At 60.9% G+C, this 16,167-nt stretch carries 15 protein-coding genes and 1 pseudogene; 13 read left to right on the forward strand and 3 right to left on the reverse strand.

Features of this window, described 5'->3' with window-relative positions; all coding sequences use genetic code 11:
* Window positions 1-73: 73 nt before the first annotated feature.
* The 4 genes and pseudogenes from NX84_RS04485 to NX84_RS04500 all read left to right on the forward strand — a co-directional run bounded on the left by NX84_RS04485 (window position 74) and on the right by NX84_RS04500 (window position 3,689).
* Window positions 74-1,744, forward strand: coding sequence for a nitrite/sulfite reductase (locus NX84_RS04485; RefSeq protein WP_039674183.1), 1,671 nt, complete (start codon window positions 74-76; stop codon window positions 1,742-1,744).
* Window positions 1,741-1,992 (forward strand): hypothetical protein, encoded by a 252-nt coding sequence (locus tag NX84_RS04490; protein WP_039674185.1) that lies wholly within the window; start codon window positions 1,741-1,743, stop codon window positions 1,990-1,992. Before NX84_RS04485 ends, NX84_RS04490 begins: the two co-directional genes overlap by 4 nt.
* Before the next feature lie 22 nt (window positions 1,993-2,014).
* Window positions 2,015-2,335: pseudogene (locus NX84_RS13320) on the forward strand (sirohydrochlorin chelatase); the annotation flags it as partial.
* 346 nt (window positions 2,336-2,681) lie between these two features.
* Complete coding sequence (locus tag NX84_RS04500; protein WP_039674189.1) at window positions 2,682-3,689, forward strand: sulfite exporter TauE/SafE family protein; 1,008 nt, start codon at window positions 2,682-2,684, stop codon at window positions 3,687-3,689.
* On the opposite strand, the gene cobA is transcribed toward NX84_RS04500, so the two are convergent.
* Window positions 3,686-4,414 (reverse strand): uroporphyrinogen-III C-methyltransferase, encoded by a 729-nt coding sequence (gene cobA, locus NX84_RS04505; protein WP_052319662.1) that lies wholly within the window; start codon window positions 4,412-4,414, stop codon window positions 3,686-3,688. The genes NX84_RS04500 and cobA overlap by 4 nt on opposite strands.
* Window positions 4,415-4,443: 29 nt before the next feature.
* Between cobA and NX84_RS04510 the strand changes: the two genes are divergently transcribed.
* Together NX84_RS04510 and manA are read left to right on the forward strand one after the other, a co-directional pair.
* Window positions 4,444-5,397: an exopolyphosphatase gene (locus NX84_RS04510; RefSeq protein ID WP_231913703.1), complete on the forward strand. Its 954-nt coding sequence runs from the start codon at window positions 4,444-4,446 to the stop codon at window positions 5,395-5,397.
* A 9-nt stretch (window positions 5,398-5,406) separates the two neighbouring features.
* On the forward strand, window positions 5,407-6,636 hold the full coding sequence (gene manA, locus NX84_RS04515) for a mannose-6-phosphate isomerase, class I (protein ID WP_039674193.1): 1,230 nt from the start codon (window positions 5,407-5,409) through the stop codon (window positions 6,634-6,636).
* A 512-nt stretch (window positions 6,637-7,148) separates the two neighbouring features.
* Here the strand turns inward: manA and NX84_RS04520 are convergent.
* Complete coding sequence (locus NX84_RS04520) at window positions 7,149-8,261, reverse strand: hypothetical protein (RefSeq protein WP_052319663.1); 1,113 nt, start codon at window positions 8,259-8,261, stop codon at window positions 7,149-7,151.
* A gap of 332 nt (window positions 8,262-8,593) precedes the next feature.
* Here NX84_RS04520 and NX84_RS04525 point away from each other — a divergent pair, with 332 nt between their 5' ends.
* The 7 genes from NX84_RS04525 (at window position 8,594) to hpf (ending at window position 15,471) form a co-directional block, all read left to right on the forward strand.
* Entirely contained in the window at window positions 8,594-8,947 is a 354-nt protein-coding gene (locus tag NX84_RS04525; RefSeq protein WP_039674196.1) for a DUF4259 domain-containing protein, read from the forward strand.
* 85 nt (window positions 8,948-9,032) lie between these two features.
* Window positions 9,033-9,653, forward strand: a complete 621-nt coding sequence (locus NX84_RS04530; protein WP_039674198.1) for a dTMP kinase — start codon at window positions 9,033-9,035, stop codon at window positions 9,651-9,653.
* A 1-nt stretch (window position 9,654) separates the two neighbouring features.
* Complete coding sequence (mtrA, locus tag NX84_RS04535) at window positions 9,655-10,341, forward strand: MtrAB system response regulator MtrA (protein ID WP_039674200.1); 687 nt, start codon at window positions 9,655-9,657, stop codon at window positions 10,339-10,341.
* 90 nt (window positions 10,342-10,431) lie between these two features.
* Window positions 10,432-12,216 (forward strand): MtrAB system histidine kinase MtrB, encoded by a 1,785-nt coding sequence (mtrB, locus tag NX84_RS04540; protein ID WP_039674202.1) that lies wholly within the window; start codon window positions 10,432-10,434, stop codon window positions 12,214-12,216.
* A complete protein-coding gene (gene lpqB, locus NX84_RS04545; RefSeq protein WP_039674204.1) occupies window positions 12,213-13,922 on the forward strand; it encodes an MtrAB system accessory lipoprotein LpqB in 1,710 nt (569 codons plus the stop codon). The genes mtrB and lpqB overlap by 4 nt, the downstream gene beginning before the upstream one ends.
* 46 nt (window positions 13,923-13,968) lie before the next feature.
* Window positions 13,969-14,649, forward strand: a complete 681-nt coding sequence (locus NX84_RS13140) for a ComF family protein (protein WP_052319664.1) — start codon at window positions 13,969-13,971, stop codon at window positions 14,647-14,649.
* 171 nt (window positions 14,650-14,820) lie between these two features.
* A complete protein-coding gene (gene hpf / locus NX84_RS04555; RefSeq protein WP_039674206.1) occupies window positions 14,821-15,471 on the forward strand; it encodes a ribosome hibernation-promoting factor, HPF/YfiA family in 651 nt (216 codons plus the stop codon).
* Window positions 15,472-15,597: 126 nt separating this feature from the next.
* On the opposite strand, the gene NX84_RS04560 is transcribed toward hpf, so the two are convergent.
* Window positions 15,598-15,903 carry a hypothetical protein gene (locus NX84_RS04560; RefSeq protein WP_039674208.1) on the reverse strand — a complete coding sequence of 102 codons (306 nt, stop codon included), beginning with the start codon at window positions 15,901-15,903 and terminating at the stop codon, window positions 15,598-15,600.
* Window positions 15,904-16,167: the final 264 nt, after the last annotated feature.

The raw sequence follows: 16,167 nt of genomic DNA on the forward strand, positions 1-16,167 counted from the left end.
AAATAAAAAAGACTGCTTTGTCTGTTTCATCTAGACCGGTAGGTTTTCACTAACCGACGAAAGGCAGCAGACTATGACCACCGCCACACAGCGAAAGCCCCGCGCGAAGAAGCCGGAAGGTCAGTGGAAGATTGATGGTACCTCCCCGCTCAACGCTGACGAGGAGATTAAGCAGGCTGACGACGCCCTCGCGGTGCGCCAGCGCGTTATTGACATCTACTCCAAGCGGGGATTTTCCTCCATTCGACCCGAAGACCTTGCTCCACGCTTTAAATGGTTGGGCCTGTACACCCAGCGCAACCAAAACCTGGGCGGAGAGATGACCTCCAAGCTCTCCAACGCCGAGCTGCAGGATGAGTACTTCATGATGCGCGTGCGCTTCGATGGCGGCTGCGCCGATCCCGCCAAGCTGCGCGCAGTGGGAGAGATTTCCCGCGATTATGCACGTTCGACAGCTGACTTCACCGATCGCCAGAACATTCAGCTGCACTGGATTGAGATTGAGAATGTCCCCGCCATCTGGGAGAAGTTACGCTCCGTCGGCCTCGATACCCTGCTGGGGTGCGGCGACGTACCTCGTGTCATTCTCGGATCTCCCGTTGCTGGCGTGGCAGCGGATGAGATTATCGATGCCACCCCGGCCATCGAAGAGATTAAGAACGACTACTTGCTGCGCGATGAGTTCCATAACCTGCCGCGCAAGTTCAAGAGCGCAATCTCCGGCAACGCCCGCCAGGACGTTACCCACGAAATCCAGGATGTCGCTTTCGTTGGCACCGACCACCCTGAGTACGGTCCCGGCTTCGATTGCTTTGTCGGCGGCGGCCTGTCCACCAACCCGATGCTCTCGCAGTCACTTGGTGCCTGGATCCCGCTCGAGCGTGTTCCGGAGGTCTGGGCTGGAGTGGCCCGCATCTTCCGCGACTACGGCTTCCGTCGCAACCGCAATCGTGCGCGCCTGAAGTTCCTCGTGGCGCAGTGGGGCATTGAGAAATTCCGTCAGGTCCTCGAAGAGGAATACTTGGACGAGCCGTTTCTCGACGGCCTCCCGCTCCCCGTCGCACCCGGCAACCGTGACCACGTCGGCGTGCATCGCCAGCAGGACGGCAAGTTCTACGTTGGCGTAAAGCCCACCGTGGGCCACGCGACGGGCGAACAGCTCATTGCCATCGCGGACGTGGCAGAGAAATTTGGCATTACCCGCATCCGCACGACCCCGATGAAGGAGCTGCTCTTCCTCGACGTGGAGGAAAAGGACATTCCAGAGCTCTCTCGTGCGCTTGATGAGACGGGGCTGTACTCCCAGCCCTCGGAGTTCCGTCGCGGCGTCATCTCCTGCACTGGCTTGGAGTTCTGCAAGCTCGCGCACGTGACCACCAAGGCCCGCGCCATCGAGCTCGTCGACATCTTGGAGGACACCTTGGGTGACCTCGACGTCCCCCTTTCCATCGCTCTCAACGGTTGCCCGAACGCATGTGCTCGCTCGCAGGTGGCTGACATCGGGCTTAAGGGTCAGATTGTCACTGATGCGGACGGCAACCGCGTGGAAGGTTTCCAAGTGCACCTGGGCGGTGCGCTGGGTCTCTCCCCGGACTGGGGCCGCAAGCTGCGCGGTCACAAGGTCGTGGCCGACGAGCTGCCGGAGTACGTCATCCGCTTGGTCAACAAGTACAAAGAGCAGCGCGACGACGGCGAAGAGTTCCGCCACTGGGTACTGCGCGCTGACGAGGAGGACCTGCAGTGAATTTCCGCCGCGAGCCCAACCCCAACCGCAACCACCCGGCGTACTGCCCCTACTGCGCCGGCACCGACCTTTTCCCAGATGAGGAAGACGACTTTGCCTGGAAGTGCCACGAGTGCCTGCGTATCTTCTCTTTGCGCTTCCACGGCCAGGACGATGCCCCGGTAGCTCCCGCGCCGGCGGTGTCCGCTAACGAAGCACTCAAGCGTTCCCTAGCTCGACGCGGTCACTCCACCGCGCCGCAGGCCTAACCGTCAACTGAGGAGAGCCATCATGACCGCACTCATTACGTTGTCGCACGGCTCGCGTCACCCAGCAGCCGCACCACACGTGGAGGCCCTGACCCGCGCCGCCGGCAAACTCGCCGGCGTTCCGGCTATGTCCGCGCACCTCGAATTCAATGAACCGACCCTAGAAGCCGTGGCGCAGGAGATGGCTCAGCGCGGAGAGCGCGATGCTGTTGTCGTCCCACTGCTCTTTACTGAGGGCTATCACCAGCGCGTGGACGTGCCCGCCGCGATAAACGGTGCGACTGCATCCTCTGGTCTTCCTCTGCGTCGAGCTCGCGGCCTCGGCACTGGTGAGGACATGGCCCAGCTTCTCGCCGCGCGGGTTCCTGCCGGTGCCGATAAGGTAGTGGTTTACTCCGTTGGTTCCTCCGACGAACAGGCTAATGCCGCTGTCGCGGATCTCGCCCGTCGCGTGGGTGAGCTCACCGGATGTGAGGCCGAAGCCGCCTATGCCACGCGACATGCTGGGCGCATTGCGCCCAGTTCTCATAGCGAAGTGGTCGTGCCGCTCTTCGTCAGCCCTGGTTTGTTGCTTGACCGCCTTGCTCCCCATTCCGACAATCCATCGACCCCACAGCACCGAAAGGTGCTACCACCGCTAGGGGAAGCCCTAGCGGACATCGTGTCCCAACGTTTCCAGGAGGTGGCTCATGCGTAGCCTCATTCTCATCGCCCTTGCGGGTGCCGCTGCACAGCTCGTTGATGGCGGCATCGGCATGGGCTTTGGAGTCACCTCCACGACCATATTGCTGCTTGCTGGCCTCGGCCCAGCAACGGCCTCGGCCGTAGTCCACACCTCGGAGTTGGGAACGACCCTCGTCTCCGGTATTAGCCACTGGCGTTTCGGCAACGTGCACTGGCCAACGGTGCTCAAGCTCGGTGTCCCAGGCGCCATCTCAGCGTTCGTGGGCGCGACGGTGCTCTCCAACCTGTCACTGGAATCCGCAGTACCAGTCACCTCCACCATCCTCCTCATCTTGGGTATTAACCTGGTGTGGCGTTTTTCCCGTCTCCGCCCGAAGAAGACCTCCACCTCGCGACCGCATTCCACCCCATTCCTTACCGGACTAGGTATTGTCGGCGGCTTCGTGGATGCCTCCGGTGGCGGCGGCTGGGGTCCAATCTCCACGTCGACGCTCATGGCGGTCGGCCGTGAACAGCCGCGTCGCATCGTCGGTACGGTGAACACCGCGGAATTCCTCGTGACTTTCGGCGCTACCGCCGGATTCATCGTGGGCCTGTGGCAAGAGATCGTGGCTAATGCCGCAGCCGTGGTGGCGCTTCTTATCGGTGGCATGATTACTGCACCCATCGCGGCGTGGCTGATTTCCCGCATTAACCCTACGTTGCTGGGCGGCTTCGTCGGTACGACTATCGTCACCCTCAACGTGCCCAAAGCCTTGGGCTGGGCGCTGCCACACGGCGTTATCGTGGGCCTGCAAATCGCCGCACTGGTGCTAGGCGTCACCCTGACCGTCTGGGCCAACCGCCGCCGCAAGCGCCACGAGCGCGAAGAGAACTACGAGGGCCACCACTCGAGCCCAACGCGTGGAGGCAGCCGCGTCGTGAGCTCCACAGAGCCAAATGGCTCCGCCGCTAGCTCTGCGGACACGGCAGAAACAGCTCGCGTCGGGGCGTCGGCCGCGGGCTCGGATTAGAGTCCGGCGACCTCGCCGATAACGATGACCGCCGGCGGCGCTACGGAATGAGCCTCCATCGTGGCGCCGAGCTCGGCCAGCTCACACCTAAACGCACGTTCCTCAGCCAGAGAGCCTTCTTGGATGATGTGGACGGGGGTGTGGGGGCTTAAGGAGGCGTCGATAAGCGCCGCGGCAATAGCTGCAGCGTTTTTGACGCCCATAATGACCGAGAGCGTCGCCCCAGAGCGGGCAAGAGCAGCCCAATCGACAAGAGACTTCGGATGGCCCGGTGGGAGATGGCCGGAGACCACCGTGAAAGCATGCACCATGCCGCGATGCGTGACGGGAGTGCCCGCCAGCGCCGGCACCGCCACAGCGGAGGTTACCCCGGGGATAACCTCCACGGGAACGCCAGCCTCTGAAAGTGCGGTCAGCTCCTCGAAACCGCGGCCAAAGACATAAGGATCGCCGCCCTTAAGACGGACCACCCGGCGGCCCGCCTGGGCATGTTCGATGAGGAACTCGTTGATTCGCTCCTGCGCGACCTGCTTGCGGTAGGGGATCTTGGAGACGTCGATAAGCTCCTTGGCGTCCACGTCGCACAGCTTGTCCAACTGTGCAGTGGGGCCGAGGTGATCGGCCACAATGACGTCCGCGGCCTGCAGAGCCTGCATACCGCGCACCGTGATGAGGTCCCACGCGCCCGGGCCGCCGCCGACAAGGACTACCGGATGAATGCTCATGGTCCCTCATCCTAGCTATGCTCGAGCTCATGACTTCCTATGACCCCGAAACCGTGCGCTTCTTCGACGTCGCCCACGAAGGTGCTCAAGCCCGCGTCGTAGCCTCCGCCGTGCCGGACCTTGCCCGGGCATTGAGCGGCATGCGTCCGCGCTCCCTCGTCATCCTCGCTGCGGACCAGATATCCCGGGCCGCTGCGCACGTGACCGTGGGGCTTTCGGAACCAGCAGACGTGCCCATTGTGGTCAGCGAATCGTTGCCACGTTTCGTCGGCGCACTCGACGTGGCTGTCGTGGCGGGGGAGAGCCCGTGGGCAGAACGCGCGCTGCACGACGCCGCTCGGCGCGGCGCCACCACCATTCTCCTCAACGAGGTGGAGGATGCTCCCGACAGCACCGTGGTGATAGACCAACTGCCCACGGCGGAGGGAGTCTCCCCCGTTCGGGCTATCGTGGCACTACATGCGGTACAGGCGGTGCTGAGCGAAGACCCCGAGCTGGTTGCGCGCCGTCTCGAAGACGTGGCGGAAGCCGTGGACCGGGAAATCGAAGCACTATCCCCGCAGCGCGATTCCACCACCAACCCGGGCCGTGCCCTGCGCGAGTTCGTTGAAGGTGGCCGCGTTGTCCACAGCAGCGGTCCGGACCCCTATGCCTTCTCTGAGGAGCGAACGCGCGTGCATCTAGGCGCGCTCGTTGCCCGCATGGCAGGCGCTATTTGGGCAACGCATGGGCTGGGTGGCTCGGTCGTGGATGCGGAAGGCCTAGGGCCGATTTTGGAGGACGCGCCGACTGACATCTTCCACGACCCCTTTGAAGACGGGGAGCCTTTGGTACCCTTGAAAATTGTTTTATGGGGACAGGAAGAGGCGAACCTGGCCCATTCATTCGCTGCGGCGAGCGCCGACCCCTCCAGTGGGGATCTGGCCCGCGCGCTGCAGTTGATTACGCGGAGCTATGCCGCGACCGCCTATGACGTGAAATAGAGGATATCGATGAAGCTGCTCGAGAGCGCTGCCCGCAACTACTCTTGGGGTTCGCGCACACTGATACCTGCCCTCCGAGGAGAACCCGAAGCACAAAGCCCCGTAGCGGAGCTGTGGTTTGGCGCGCACCCAGCTGACCCGTCCACAGTGGATGGTGAGCGCCTCGATGACATCATCGCTGCCGACCCAGCGAACCAGGTAGGTTCACGCGTGGCCGGCGAGTACGGCGATAACCTGCCCTTCCTGCTGAAGATTCTTGCCGCCGCCGAGCCGCTCTCTTTGCAGGCACACCCGTCGAAGGCGCAGGCAGAGGAAGGTTTTGCGCGTGAGAACGCAGCAGGCATTGAGCTGACAGCCTCCAACCGCAACTACAAGGACGACAACCACAAACCTGAGCTCATCGTGGCGCTGACAGAGTTCTACGCCATGGCAGGCTTTCGTCCTTTGGAGCAGACCCGCCGTCTCTTCACCGCCTTGGAGTGCCCCGAGCTTGACCACTACGTCAGCATGCTCGCGGACGAGCCGGAGGCAGAGGGCGATAACCTGCGCGCGTTGTTCACCACGTGGATTACCATCCCGGGCGCTAAGCGCAAGGAGCTTATCGCAGCCGTCGTGGCTGCCGGTGAGCGCCTCCGCGACCAGGGCGCAGGCGAAGAGTGGATGGGCATGGTTATGGATACCGTGGCCTCACTCAACGAGCAGTACCCGGGTGATATCGGTGTCCTCGGCGCGCTGCTGTTGAATCACATCGTGCTGCAGCCGGGCGAAGCGGTCTACCTCAATGCTGGTGAGCTGCATGCATATGTCTCTGGCCTCGGCGTGGAGATCATGGCCAACTCCGACAACGTACTGCGTGGCGGTCTGACTCCAAAGTTCGTGGATGTTCCGGAGCTGGTCAAGGTTCTTACCTACTCCGCCGCGAAGGACCCGCGCGTGCCGCAGGTAGATAAATCAACACAAAACCACGTCCACGGTGCTCAGGCATGGTCTTATCCGGTGCCGATTGAGGAGTTCGCGCTGGACCGCGTGGAGCTGTCCGGTGAGGATTCTGTTGACGTTGATTTTGACGGCCCCGTAATCGTGCTGTGTACCTCCGGCGCCGTTGATGTTAACAACGAGCACGGCGAGAGTGTGGCGCTCAGCGCCGGCCGTGCCGCTTGGATTCCTGCCGGCGACCCAGCTGCCACTGTTCGCGCTGCGGGTAAGGACAGCGCACAGGTGTTTATCGCCCGCGTATAACCCGGCTTAGGTCATGGGTAGGTGAGCAACGTCATTCTTGGCACTGCTACCTGGCGGTTTTCGGTGGTGGGGTGGGATTTTTCCGCACTAAATTGGTCTAAGTCAGAAGGGCGTCCCTCAGAGGGCATCTAGCAAAAGGCATCTTTGGGTCTGAAAACGCCTTATGACTGATGCCTTTTGTCAGACGCCTTTTGTAAGATGCTTCCAGCATGTCGATGGAGGGATGCAGACGTTGCGCGTTGCTTGGGGGAACGAAGAAGGTAGTTCGTTTCGCGAAGATACGTGCAGTGCCTTACGAAAATGGTCATTGTGCCCCGACTTAGGACATGGGTGGGCAAGCAACGTCATACTTGGCACTGCTACCTGGCGGTTTTCGGTGATGGGGTGGGATTGTTCCGCACTAAATTGGTCTAAGTCAGGAGCTGCCACTGTGCGCGCTGCGGGGTAAGAACAGCGCGAAGATAGTGCGGTGTGTGGGAGGCGATGAGCGTGCGATAGGCGCGGCGGCGACGTTAAGCGCGGCCGGACAGCCCGGACAATTCAGCCGGGGAGGACGGCAGTTCCGGTGCCACTGGGATCTCGGCCTTCACAGGAGCCTTGTCCTTGTCCTCGTCCTCGGCGGAGTTTTCAGCAGTTGAGTCTGTTCGCGCACCCTCGCGGTCAGTGGACGCAATCTGTGCGGGCGCTTCCTCGCCTGCAGGCTGTTCCGGCGCAGGGGCGGCGGGGGTGTCTGCAGCGGGTTCGTTCGCGGCAGGCTCCTCGGCTGCCGGGGCATCGTCGGTCGGAGCAGCGGGCTTGGGTGCCTCGTTAGTACGGGAGGCGTCCTGCTCACGCTCGCGTTCCAGCTCAGCGAGCTTATCCGCAATCTCCTCTTGCACCTTTTGCGAGTCGTGGGCATTCTCCTGCTCGGCAGTCGGTTCCTTGAACCTTACATCGGTGTGCGGTTCTTCCTGAGGTTTCGGGGCTTCCTGGGCGAGACCTGCTGGCTGCGTGTCCTGAGAGTTCGCCGGGGCATTCGGAGCGTGAGTGTGCTCAGGTGCAGTGGACACCTGGGGCTCAGTACTGCCAGGTTCAGTGCGATCATCTTGCTGCGCATCCTGCGGGGATGCAGTCTGCGGCTCTGGCTGAGCGGTGGGCTCAGTGCTCGGGGTGCCGTTAGCGGTGGAACCCGGGGTTGGCGCACCAGGTGAGGAAGTGGCACTAGCAGTAGCAGAAGAATCCGGCGAGCTCTGCGGTGCCTGTGGATTGTTCGAAGCCTGGGGCTGCGCGGTGTCCTGAGGCTGCTGATTGTGTAGCGATGAAACGTTATCAGGACGGTAGATAGCCGTGGGCTGAGCTGGTTCTGTGCGGTCCAAGACAGCGTTCGGCGCCAAGTAGGGATCTTCTGCGGGGGCTGCAATCTGTTCCTGCGACGTCGTCGACTGCGGGGCAGAAGACGTGGTGGTGTAGGAGTGCTCAGAAGAGGAAGTCCGCGGCGTCGAGGAGCCGGTCTCAGCCGTGGCTGCCGAAGGTTCAGGGACAACGGAATTCGGGGCACTCGTGCGCCAGACCACCATGCCAATGGCCACGGCGAGGAGGAGACCGGCCGCAATAAAAGCGAGGACTCGGCGTGGGGTGCTGGTCATCCTAGGTCTCCTTTCCGCGCACAAGGTCACAAGTCGATAACAACGATAGCATGAAACCTGGTGAACCCAAGGTTTCACTTTATAATCCCTGCTCGTACACAGGATTTTGGCAGAAATGTGTAGACGGGCTTGTGCCTGGCTGTGCAGAGTAGCTGCATAGTAGTGCGCTGTCGTGGCCCCGACACGGAACAGCGGAGACCTGCGTGACGCTGTCTAAAGAATGGTAAAAAGTGGGTAAGAGACCTCACCTAGCGTCGCGGTGCCGTCCTAGCGCCGTACGACCCCACCGTTTCAGATTTCAGCATCAGACATTAGGTAATAAGGAGAAACCAATGAGCTCATGGGATGAAGATATCTTCACTGACGAGGCTAACGTCGAGTTTCTTGACGAGCTGTCAGATCTCGAAGACGAAGAGATTGTGGCTGCAGTCGACGACGCCTGCGCGCTGGCAGCATCTGGTGAAGACCAGACCGAAGAGGAACAGCGCAACGCGCTGGCAGCCGCCACCATCGCCGCCATTTGGGCAGGCGCTCCCTTCAGCGCTGGTGAAGTCGTGGAGGATTATCCCTTCATCCGCGACCTCGCAGGTTCTGGGAGCGAAAACCTCCACGAGCATGCTCTGGAACTGCTTGAAGGAGTCGAGGAAGACTACGACCTCGAAGCTTTCATTGAGGCGCTGTCCTAGGCATCCGTTGTTAAGGTCCGCATACGTATGTGCGGACCGTGCATATTTAATTTAAGAGCTTTCACTCAGAGGGTTTTCACTCAGCATGCTGATTAGTATTGAGGGCATTGACGGCGCCGGGAAAAACACTGTCACCCAACGCCTGCGCAAGGAACTTGACTGTGACGTCTCAGTCTTGAGTTTCCCGCGTTATGAGGACTCCATTCACGCGCAGCTAGCGCAGCAGGCGCTGTACGGAAAGATGGGGGACCTTACCGACTCTGCCTATGGCATGGCCACGCTGTTTGCGCTCGACCGCTTTGGCGCCAAAGAGCAGCTTCTTGCCGCCGCAGAAGACACGAGTTCTCTGCTTATACTCGACCGCTACGTAGCCTCCAATGCCGCATACTCGGCTGCCCGAGTAGGCGAAGAATCCGTCGTTGACTGGATTTATGAGCTGGAGTTTGAGCGCTTGGGCTTGCCAGTTCCGCAGCTGCAGATTTTCCTCGATACCGACGTTGCCGTCGCTGGACAGCGTGCTGTGGCCCGCGCTGCTGACGATGAGTGCCGTACTCGGGATCGATACGAGCGCGATGCCGGGCTACAGGCCCGCACGGCGGCAGCCTATCGGCGCCTCGCGCAGCAGGAGTGGGCAGGACGGTGGATCGCCACCGCGGATGCCGATATGATTATTCAATCTGTCAAGGACCTCGTAGGAGAACAGTAAAGTGGCACCGAAAATCTTGGTCGTGGATGATGACCCGGCAATTGCCGAAATGCTCACTATCGTGCTCGAAGCCGAAGGTTTGGAGCCCATTGCCGTTAATGACGGCAATGAGGCCATCCCGGCTTTCCACGACCATGACCCAGACCTCATCTTGCTGGACCTCATGCTGCCGGGCATGAATGGTGTGGATATCTGCCGTGCCATCCGTACCGAGTCCTCCGTGCCGATTGTCATGCTCACCGCGAAGACGGACACCGTCGACGTCGTACTGGGTTTGGAATCGGGCGCGGATGATTACATCACCAAGCCCTTTAAGCCGAAGGAGCTCATTGCCCGTATCCGCGCGCGTTTGCGTCGCTCGGATTCCTCCTCTGGCGAGATGATTGAGGTAGGGGACTTGCTTATCGACGTCCCCGAGCACACCGTCACCCGCAAGAGCGGCGAGGAAATTTCCTTGACCCCGCTGGAGTTTGATCTTCTGCTGGAGATGGCCCGTAAACCTGGCCAGGTCCACACCCGTGAGGCTTTGTTGGAGTCCGTGTGGGGCTACCGCCATGCCTCCGATACTCGCCTCGTCAACGTGCATGTGCAGCGCCTTCGCGCGAAGATCGAGCACGACCCAGAAGACCCGCGGATTGTGCTCACCGTGCGCGGTGTGGGGTATAAGACCGGCAAAGTCGGCGAGTAAAGGACAGCCGTTATTTTTGATGGGTTGAGGCGAGTCAGGGATGGCGTCGTCGAGCGCTGGCGTACATCCCTGCAGACACGCGTCATTGGCATGATGCTCGTGGCCTCCGCGGTGGTCATGCTGATTTTGGCGTACGCGCTGGTGTCGGTGTTGACGCAGCAGCTGGTGAGCCAAAAGGAAGAGACTGCGCTGCAGGAGCTCGATCGTGCGCGCGTGGCCGTGGAACAGCAGATTGACGCCACGGGTACCGCCAATTCGACGCAAGTGCGTATTAACTCAGCGCGCGCAGCCTTGGGGCAGATGTCGGCGCAACAAAACGATGCCCAAGCAGTCTACGAACCTGTTGTGGTGGTGGACAATCCCGACGGCACGGCGACAACCTCGCCGGAGGGTTACCGCATCCCGGATGGAATGCGTGAGCTCGTGGGCCAAGGGCAAATTGTGCAGCAATACGCCACCGTGGACCAGCAATCAGGCGCGACCTATAACGCGCTGATGGTCGGTACACCGATCGAGTGTGACATCCCGAATACGCAGGTCTACCTCGTGTTGTCGATGGAGTCGGAGGAATCCACGATGGCATTGATGCGCGGTTTGCTCTCCGCCGCAGGTGTGGTCGTCGTGGTGTTGCTCGTGGGTATTGCGTGGCTGGCTACCCAGCAGGTTATTACCCCGATTCGTTCTGCTTCACGCATTGCGCAGCGCCTTGCCGCAGGTCACCTGCGCGAGCGCATGGTGGTCAACTCCGATGATGAGATGGGCCGCCTTGCCTCCTCCTTCAATGACATGGCAGACAAGCTTTCCAAGCAGATTGCGCAGCTGGAGGAATACGGTGACCTGCAGCGCCAGTTCACCTCGGATGTGTCCCATGAGCTGCGTACGCCGCTGACCACAGTGCGCATGGCCGCCGATGTCATTGCGGCTGATGCCGATGATTTCAACCCCTACACCAAGCGTTCGGCAGAGTTGCTCATCAAGGAGCTGGATCGTTTTGAAGAGCTCTTGGCGGACTTGCTGGAGATTTCGCGTCACGATGCTGGCGTGGCGGATTTGTCCACTGCGTCCATCGACATCCGTTCCTGCATTGATTCGGCCTTGAGCCAAGTGGAGCACTTGGCAGATGAGCTTGGCGTCGAGGTCCGCATCAACGCACCAGCGGAGCCGGTGGCAGTGGAGTGCGATTCGCGCCGTATTGAGCGAGTGTTGCGCAACCTGTTCGCCAACGCGATTGACCACTCTGAGGGCAATCCCGTCACGGTGGATGTTGCCACGACTGACGACGCCATCGGAATCGCCGTCACCGACTCCGGCGTCGGTCTCAAGGAAGGCCAGGAGGAGCTTGTCTTCAACCGCTTCTGGCGCGCGGATTCGTCGCGCAAGCGCCATTCGGGCGGCACGGGTCTTGGCCTAGCTATCGCACGTGAAGACGCTATGTTGCACGGCGGTACTCTCGACGCTATCGGCTACTTTGGGGTCGGCTCGCGCTTTCGCCTTATTCTTCCGCGTACCCCAGGCCAGTCCATCGAGTCCGAACCTATTGCCTTGGAAGTACCGGGCGCACCGCAACCGACGGCAGTGGAAGCTGAGGAGCAGGCAGCGCTGCCGTATGGTTTGAGCGCCGACGGCATGGCCACGAACAACATGTCCGGTGCAGAGAGCGCTCCGGACCGTAGCGGAAGCACTGTCACGGTGGATGCTGATTTCCCATCTGACAACGATCCTGAAGTGGGCCCGGAAGAAGGAACCAAGGCCACGGGGGACGATGCTGGAATTGTCTGGCCCTCGGAGCGCCAGTCGCGCTCTACAGTGGTGGAGAGCGAGACGCCGTTTAACCAGGAGAACGTGCCCGATTTCGATGAGGAGGCCCAGCGATGATCCCCGCTCGTCGTACCTTGGCGGTACTCAGCTGTGTGTCGCTGACTGCTCTCGTGGGATGTTCGACGCTGCCCAGCAACACTGATCCCCAAGTCATCGGTACATTCGTCCCACACGAACGAGCAGAGGACGCCATCGTGGAGCCGCGCACTGATAGCGACCCGGACCTGCTCATTCGTGACTTTTATTCCGCCGCCGCTATCCCGGCAGGCAACTATGCTGCGGCGCGTACTTTCCTGGCCTCCGATATTGCGAATACCTGGGATCCCACCAATACCGTTTTGGTGGTCGATTCCATTGATCTTGTGACCTCCAAGATGGAAGACGGCGCTCTGGAGTATTCGGTTCGCGGCAACATTATTGGTCGCCTCGCGGACGGCGGCGCCTATGTGCCCGATAACTCGCGCATTGAGGCGACCGTCCGCCTGCGTCAATTCGATGGTCAGTGGCGCATCACGGATCTTCCCACTGGTGCTGTCATTGAGCGCACGGAACTGCGCAATCGCTACCGCCCACAGTCCTTGTATTTCTACGACGTCACCCAACGCATGCTCGTGGCTGACCGGCGGTGGCTCTACACCGGCAGGGATTCCATCGCTGCCGAATTGGTGACGTTGCTGCTACAGGGTCCTTCCTCCGATATTGCCCCCGCTATATCCTCCCTGGTGCCGAAGGACGCCACGTTCCTCGGCCTAAATGAGGGGGTCTATGAGTTCAGCGGCATGTCAGGGATGTCGCAAGAGGAACGCCTGAAATTCGCGGCCCAGTTGGTGTGGACACTCAATAACGCGGAGGTGGCCAGCACTGTGCGGGCCACGATCGATGGCGGCCCCATGGTGGATGGCATGGAAGAGATGACCATCGATGACTTTGCGGAGTTTAACCCTGAGGTGGCGGCGCAATCGGTGGCAAAGCTCTACGCGGTCAACGATGGCTCTTTGCTCGATGTTGCCTCGGACGGGCCCGTGGAGCTTTCCGGACCGGCCGGACAGATCCACGACATCCAATCTGCCGACATCTCCGATGAAGGCGTCGTGGCTGCTGTGCGCAAGCGTTCTAAGGATGAGTCGCAACTATCGATGGGCAAGCTCGGCCAAGAACTCGGTGATTCCGTCACCGGGTCAACGCTCGCTCGCCCCACCTTCGAGGTAGGCGGTCAAGTGGCCTGGACCGTCGTCGACGGCGAGCACGTTGTTCGCGTGACGCGTTCGCCAGCCACGGGTGAACTCAGTACTTCGGAAGTCGATACCTCTGCCTTGGACGCTATCGATGGCGAGATTTCCGTTATCCGTCTGTCCATTACGGGCGCGCGCATCGCCATGATTATTGATGGCAGCATTTACACCGGTGTCGTTGCCCGAGCCACCTCCGGTGAGCGGCGCATCGTTAACGTCCACCAGGTTGGCCCTGAGCTCACCGGTTCGGCACTGTCCGTGGAGTGGCAGGCTGATGGTTCTCTACTGGTTGGCACTTCCGCTTCCAACTCGCCAGTATGGCGAGTAGAACAAGATGGTTCCGCAGCGACGACTCTGCCGACCGGTAACATCACTGCTCCTGTGGTGGCGGTGGCGGCGTCACCCTCGACCCTGTACGTCACCGATGCTCACGCACTCCTCCAGCTACCGGCAGGTGGCGCGGAAAGCTCCTACTGGCGTGAGGTCGATGGTCTGCGCGGCGTGCGTTCCTCGCCCATCATTCCGCGTTAAAACCAGCTCTCTGCGTGCCTTCATAGCCGCGGCTAGAGTAGGCAGCATGCCGAAAAATTGGGGGATAGGGGAGCTTGTGGCCTCGCTTGTGGAGCTGATTTTGCCGCGTCCTTGCGCCGGCTGCGGTGACGAGACCGAGGCCGGCGGGGTGCTGTGCCCGCGCTGCCAGGAGCATCTTCGCGAGGTGCCGCGCCGAGTTGAGCGCCCCATCCCACTGGGGTTTCCAACGTGGGCCTTGGGGCCGTATTCCGATACCCGCCGCGGCGTGATCATCGCGATGAAAGAACGCGGTAACCACGTGGTGCGTGCTCATATGGGTGCAGTGGTGGCGGCTGGTATCGATTATTTACGTGCGCGCGGCGATATTCCCGAGACAGCCCTGCTCGTCCCGGCGCCGACTCGGGCATCCTCGGCGCGTGCTCGCGGTGGTGATCCGGTTACCGCACTGTGTGAATCGGCAGCATCGAGGCTTCCCGGCTGGCGCACACTCCAAGCACTGGCTACGTCGGAATCGAGCGCGGATCAGTCGGAACTGACGGCAGGTGAGCGTGCGGATAATATGCGCGCGGCAGTGCTTCTTCGGCCCTGCGCGCAGCAGCTTACGGGACAATCGGTGGTGCTTGTCGACGATGTCGTGACCACCGGTGCTACCTTGCGCGCGAGCGCCGCGCGAGTAAGGGCCGTCGGGGGTGACGTGGCTGGCGCGATTGTGCTGGCAGATGCCTAGCTAGGCGCACTGGCCGGAGCGAGAAGAGGGGGCCGGTCGATCCGTTGGTTATGACCAGTGGTAGCATGAGGGGTGTCACAGGGAAGCGGATGAGAAGCCCTCATCACAGGCCTTCTCAAGGTCCGCAGAATGTGCGTCATTCAGTCCCCACGAGTAAAGGGAGGCATTTACATGTCCCAGCAGACCAACGCTCAAATCACCATCACGGGCCGTAACGTGGAAGTTCCGGAACACTTCCAGGAGCGCGTCGCCGGTAAGCTGGCCAAGATTGAGCGCCTTGATCCGACTCTGACGTTCTTCCATGTAGAGCTGATGCACGAGCCGAACCCGCGCCGCGAGTCCGAGGCTGAGCGCCTGCAGATCACTGCCACCGGTAAGGGCCATATCGCTCGTGCGGAGGCTAAGGAAGACTCCTTCTACGCTGCCCTCGAAACGGCCCTGAGCAAGATGGAGCGCTCCCTGCGCAAGGTCAAGGTCCGCCGCGAGAACGTCAAGTCCGGCCACCGCGCCCAGAAGGGTACCGGCGAGATTGCCGCCGAGATGGTTGCTGAGGCTGAGGCGGCCCAGCTCACCAAGGAAGATCGCTACATCGATCCGTACGCAGAGACCGTCGAAGATGTCCGCCCAGGCCAGATCGTGCGCTTCAAGGAGCACCCGGCTACCCCGATGTCTGTCGATGATGCCCTCAGCGAGATGGAGCTGGTTGGCCACGACTTCTACCTCTTCGTCAATGTGGAGAACAATAAGCCGTCTGTGGTCTACCGCCGTCATGCCTACGACTACGGTCTCATCTCTCTGACTGAGGAGAACGAAGAGAGCTAAGCTCTCGCGCCTTCCCGTCTAGTTGCGTAAGTCAAGCGCATACTGGTCGCCGAAGAGCTAAAGGCCCTCGCTGCACTGTGGACTGTGCGGCGAGGGCCTTCTTACTCTGTAGTGATAGGCGGATTCCTAGAGGGAGAATTGGCTCGATAGGCGGACTTCTTGCTCGGCCACGAATTGGAGTGGAATCAGCGCGATAGCTAGCGGGGTGACGATGAGCAAATCCGTGCCGAAGTTTTCGGTTGGATGCGTATTAGGTGCGTGGGAGCTTTCAGCGATTTCTAATGCGCCGGTCATAATGGTGCTATAGAGCCACATGGCACTTCCGCCTCGCGGGGCATCGTCTTCGGCAGCAAAGGCGGCAGGAGCGGTGAGCGTGCTTACTGCAAGGGCGGTGGAGGTGGCTGCGGCTACGGCAAACCTGGAAAGCTTCATGGTTTAGTCCTTTTCGTGTAGGGGCGTGGAGCGGACATTCCTCAGGGAGAAGTACGAGGAGCAAGACGAACATTGTTCACCTTTGATAAAGAAATCGTTGTCTTCCGCAGGATCGTTAACAGGGGGCACTGAGTGAACGTCGAACTCGCGGTGGAGTGGGGCCGTGTAGAAAGACTTTGGGCTAGCCCTGCAGCGAGGCTTGAAACCTAGTGAGTACAATGGCGACGAGTTAACTATATTGTCGCGACAAGAAGGACTATCTAG

It is taken from the genome of Corynebacterium minutissimum (assembly GCF_000805675.1).
Classification (GTDB): domain Bacteria; phylum Actinomycetota; class Actinomycetes; order Mycobacteriales; family Mycobacteriaceae; genus Corynebacterium; species Corynebacterium minutissimum.

Coding starts and splice junctions, on each gene's coding strand:
- NX84_RS04485 (WP_039674183.1), top strand. CDS start 74: ATGACCACCGCCACACAGCGAAAGCCCCGCGCGAAGAAGCCGGAAGGT.
- NX84_RS04500 (WP_039674189.1), top strand. CDS start 2,682: ATGCGTAGCCTCATTCTCATCGCCCTTGCGGGTGCCGCTGCACAGCTC.
- cobA (WP_052319662.1), bottom strand. CDS start 4,414: ATGAGCATTCATCCGGTAGTCCTTGTCGGCGGCGGCCCGGGCGCGTGG.
- NX84_RS04510 (WP_231913703.1), top strand. CDS start 4,444: ATGACTTCCTATGACCCCGAAACCGTGCGCTTCTTCGACGTCGCCCAC.
- manA (WP_039674193.1), top strand. CDS start 5,407: ATGAAGCTGCTCGAGAGCGCTGCCCGCAACTACTCTTGGGGTTCGCGC.
- NX84_RS04520 (WP_052319663.1), bottom strand. CDS start 8,261: ATGACCAGCACCCCACGCCGAGTCCTCGCTTTTATTGCGGCCGGTCTC.
- NX84_RS04525 (WP_039674196.1), top strand. CDS start 8,594: ATGAGCTCATGGGATGAAGATATCTTCACTGACGAGGCTAACGTCGAG.
- NX84_RS04530 (WP_039674198.1), top strand. CDS start 9,033: ATGCTGATTAGTATTGAGGGCATTGACGGCGCCGGGAAAAACACTGTC.
- mtrB (WP_039674202.1), top strand. CDS start 10,432: ATGATGCTCGTGGCCTCCGCGGTGGTCATGCTGATTTTGGCGTACGCG.
- lpqB (WP_039674204.1), top strand. CDS start 12,213: ATGATCCCCGCTCGTCGTACCTTGGCGGTACTCAGCTGTGTGTCGCTG.
- NX84_RS13140 (WP_052319664.1), top strand. CDS start 13,969: ATGCCGAAAAATTGGGGGATAGGGGAGCTTGTGGCCTCGCTTGTGGAG.
- hpf (WP_039674206.1), top strand. CDS start 14,821: ATGTCCCAGCAGACCAACGCTCAAATCACCATCACGGGCCGTAACGTG.
- NX84_RS04560 (WP_039674208.1), bottom strand. CDS start 15,903: ATGAAGCTTTCCAGGTTTGCCGTAGCCGCAGCCACCTCCACCGCCCTT.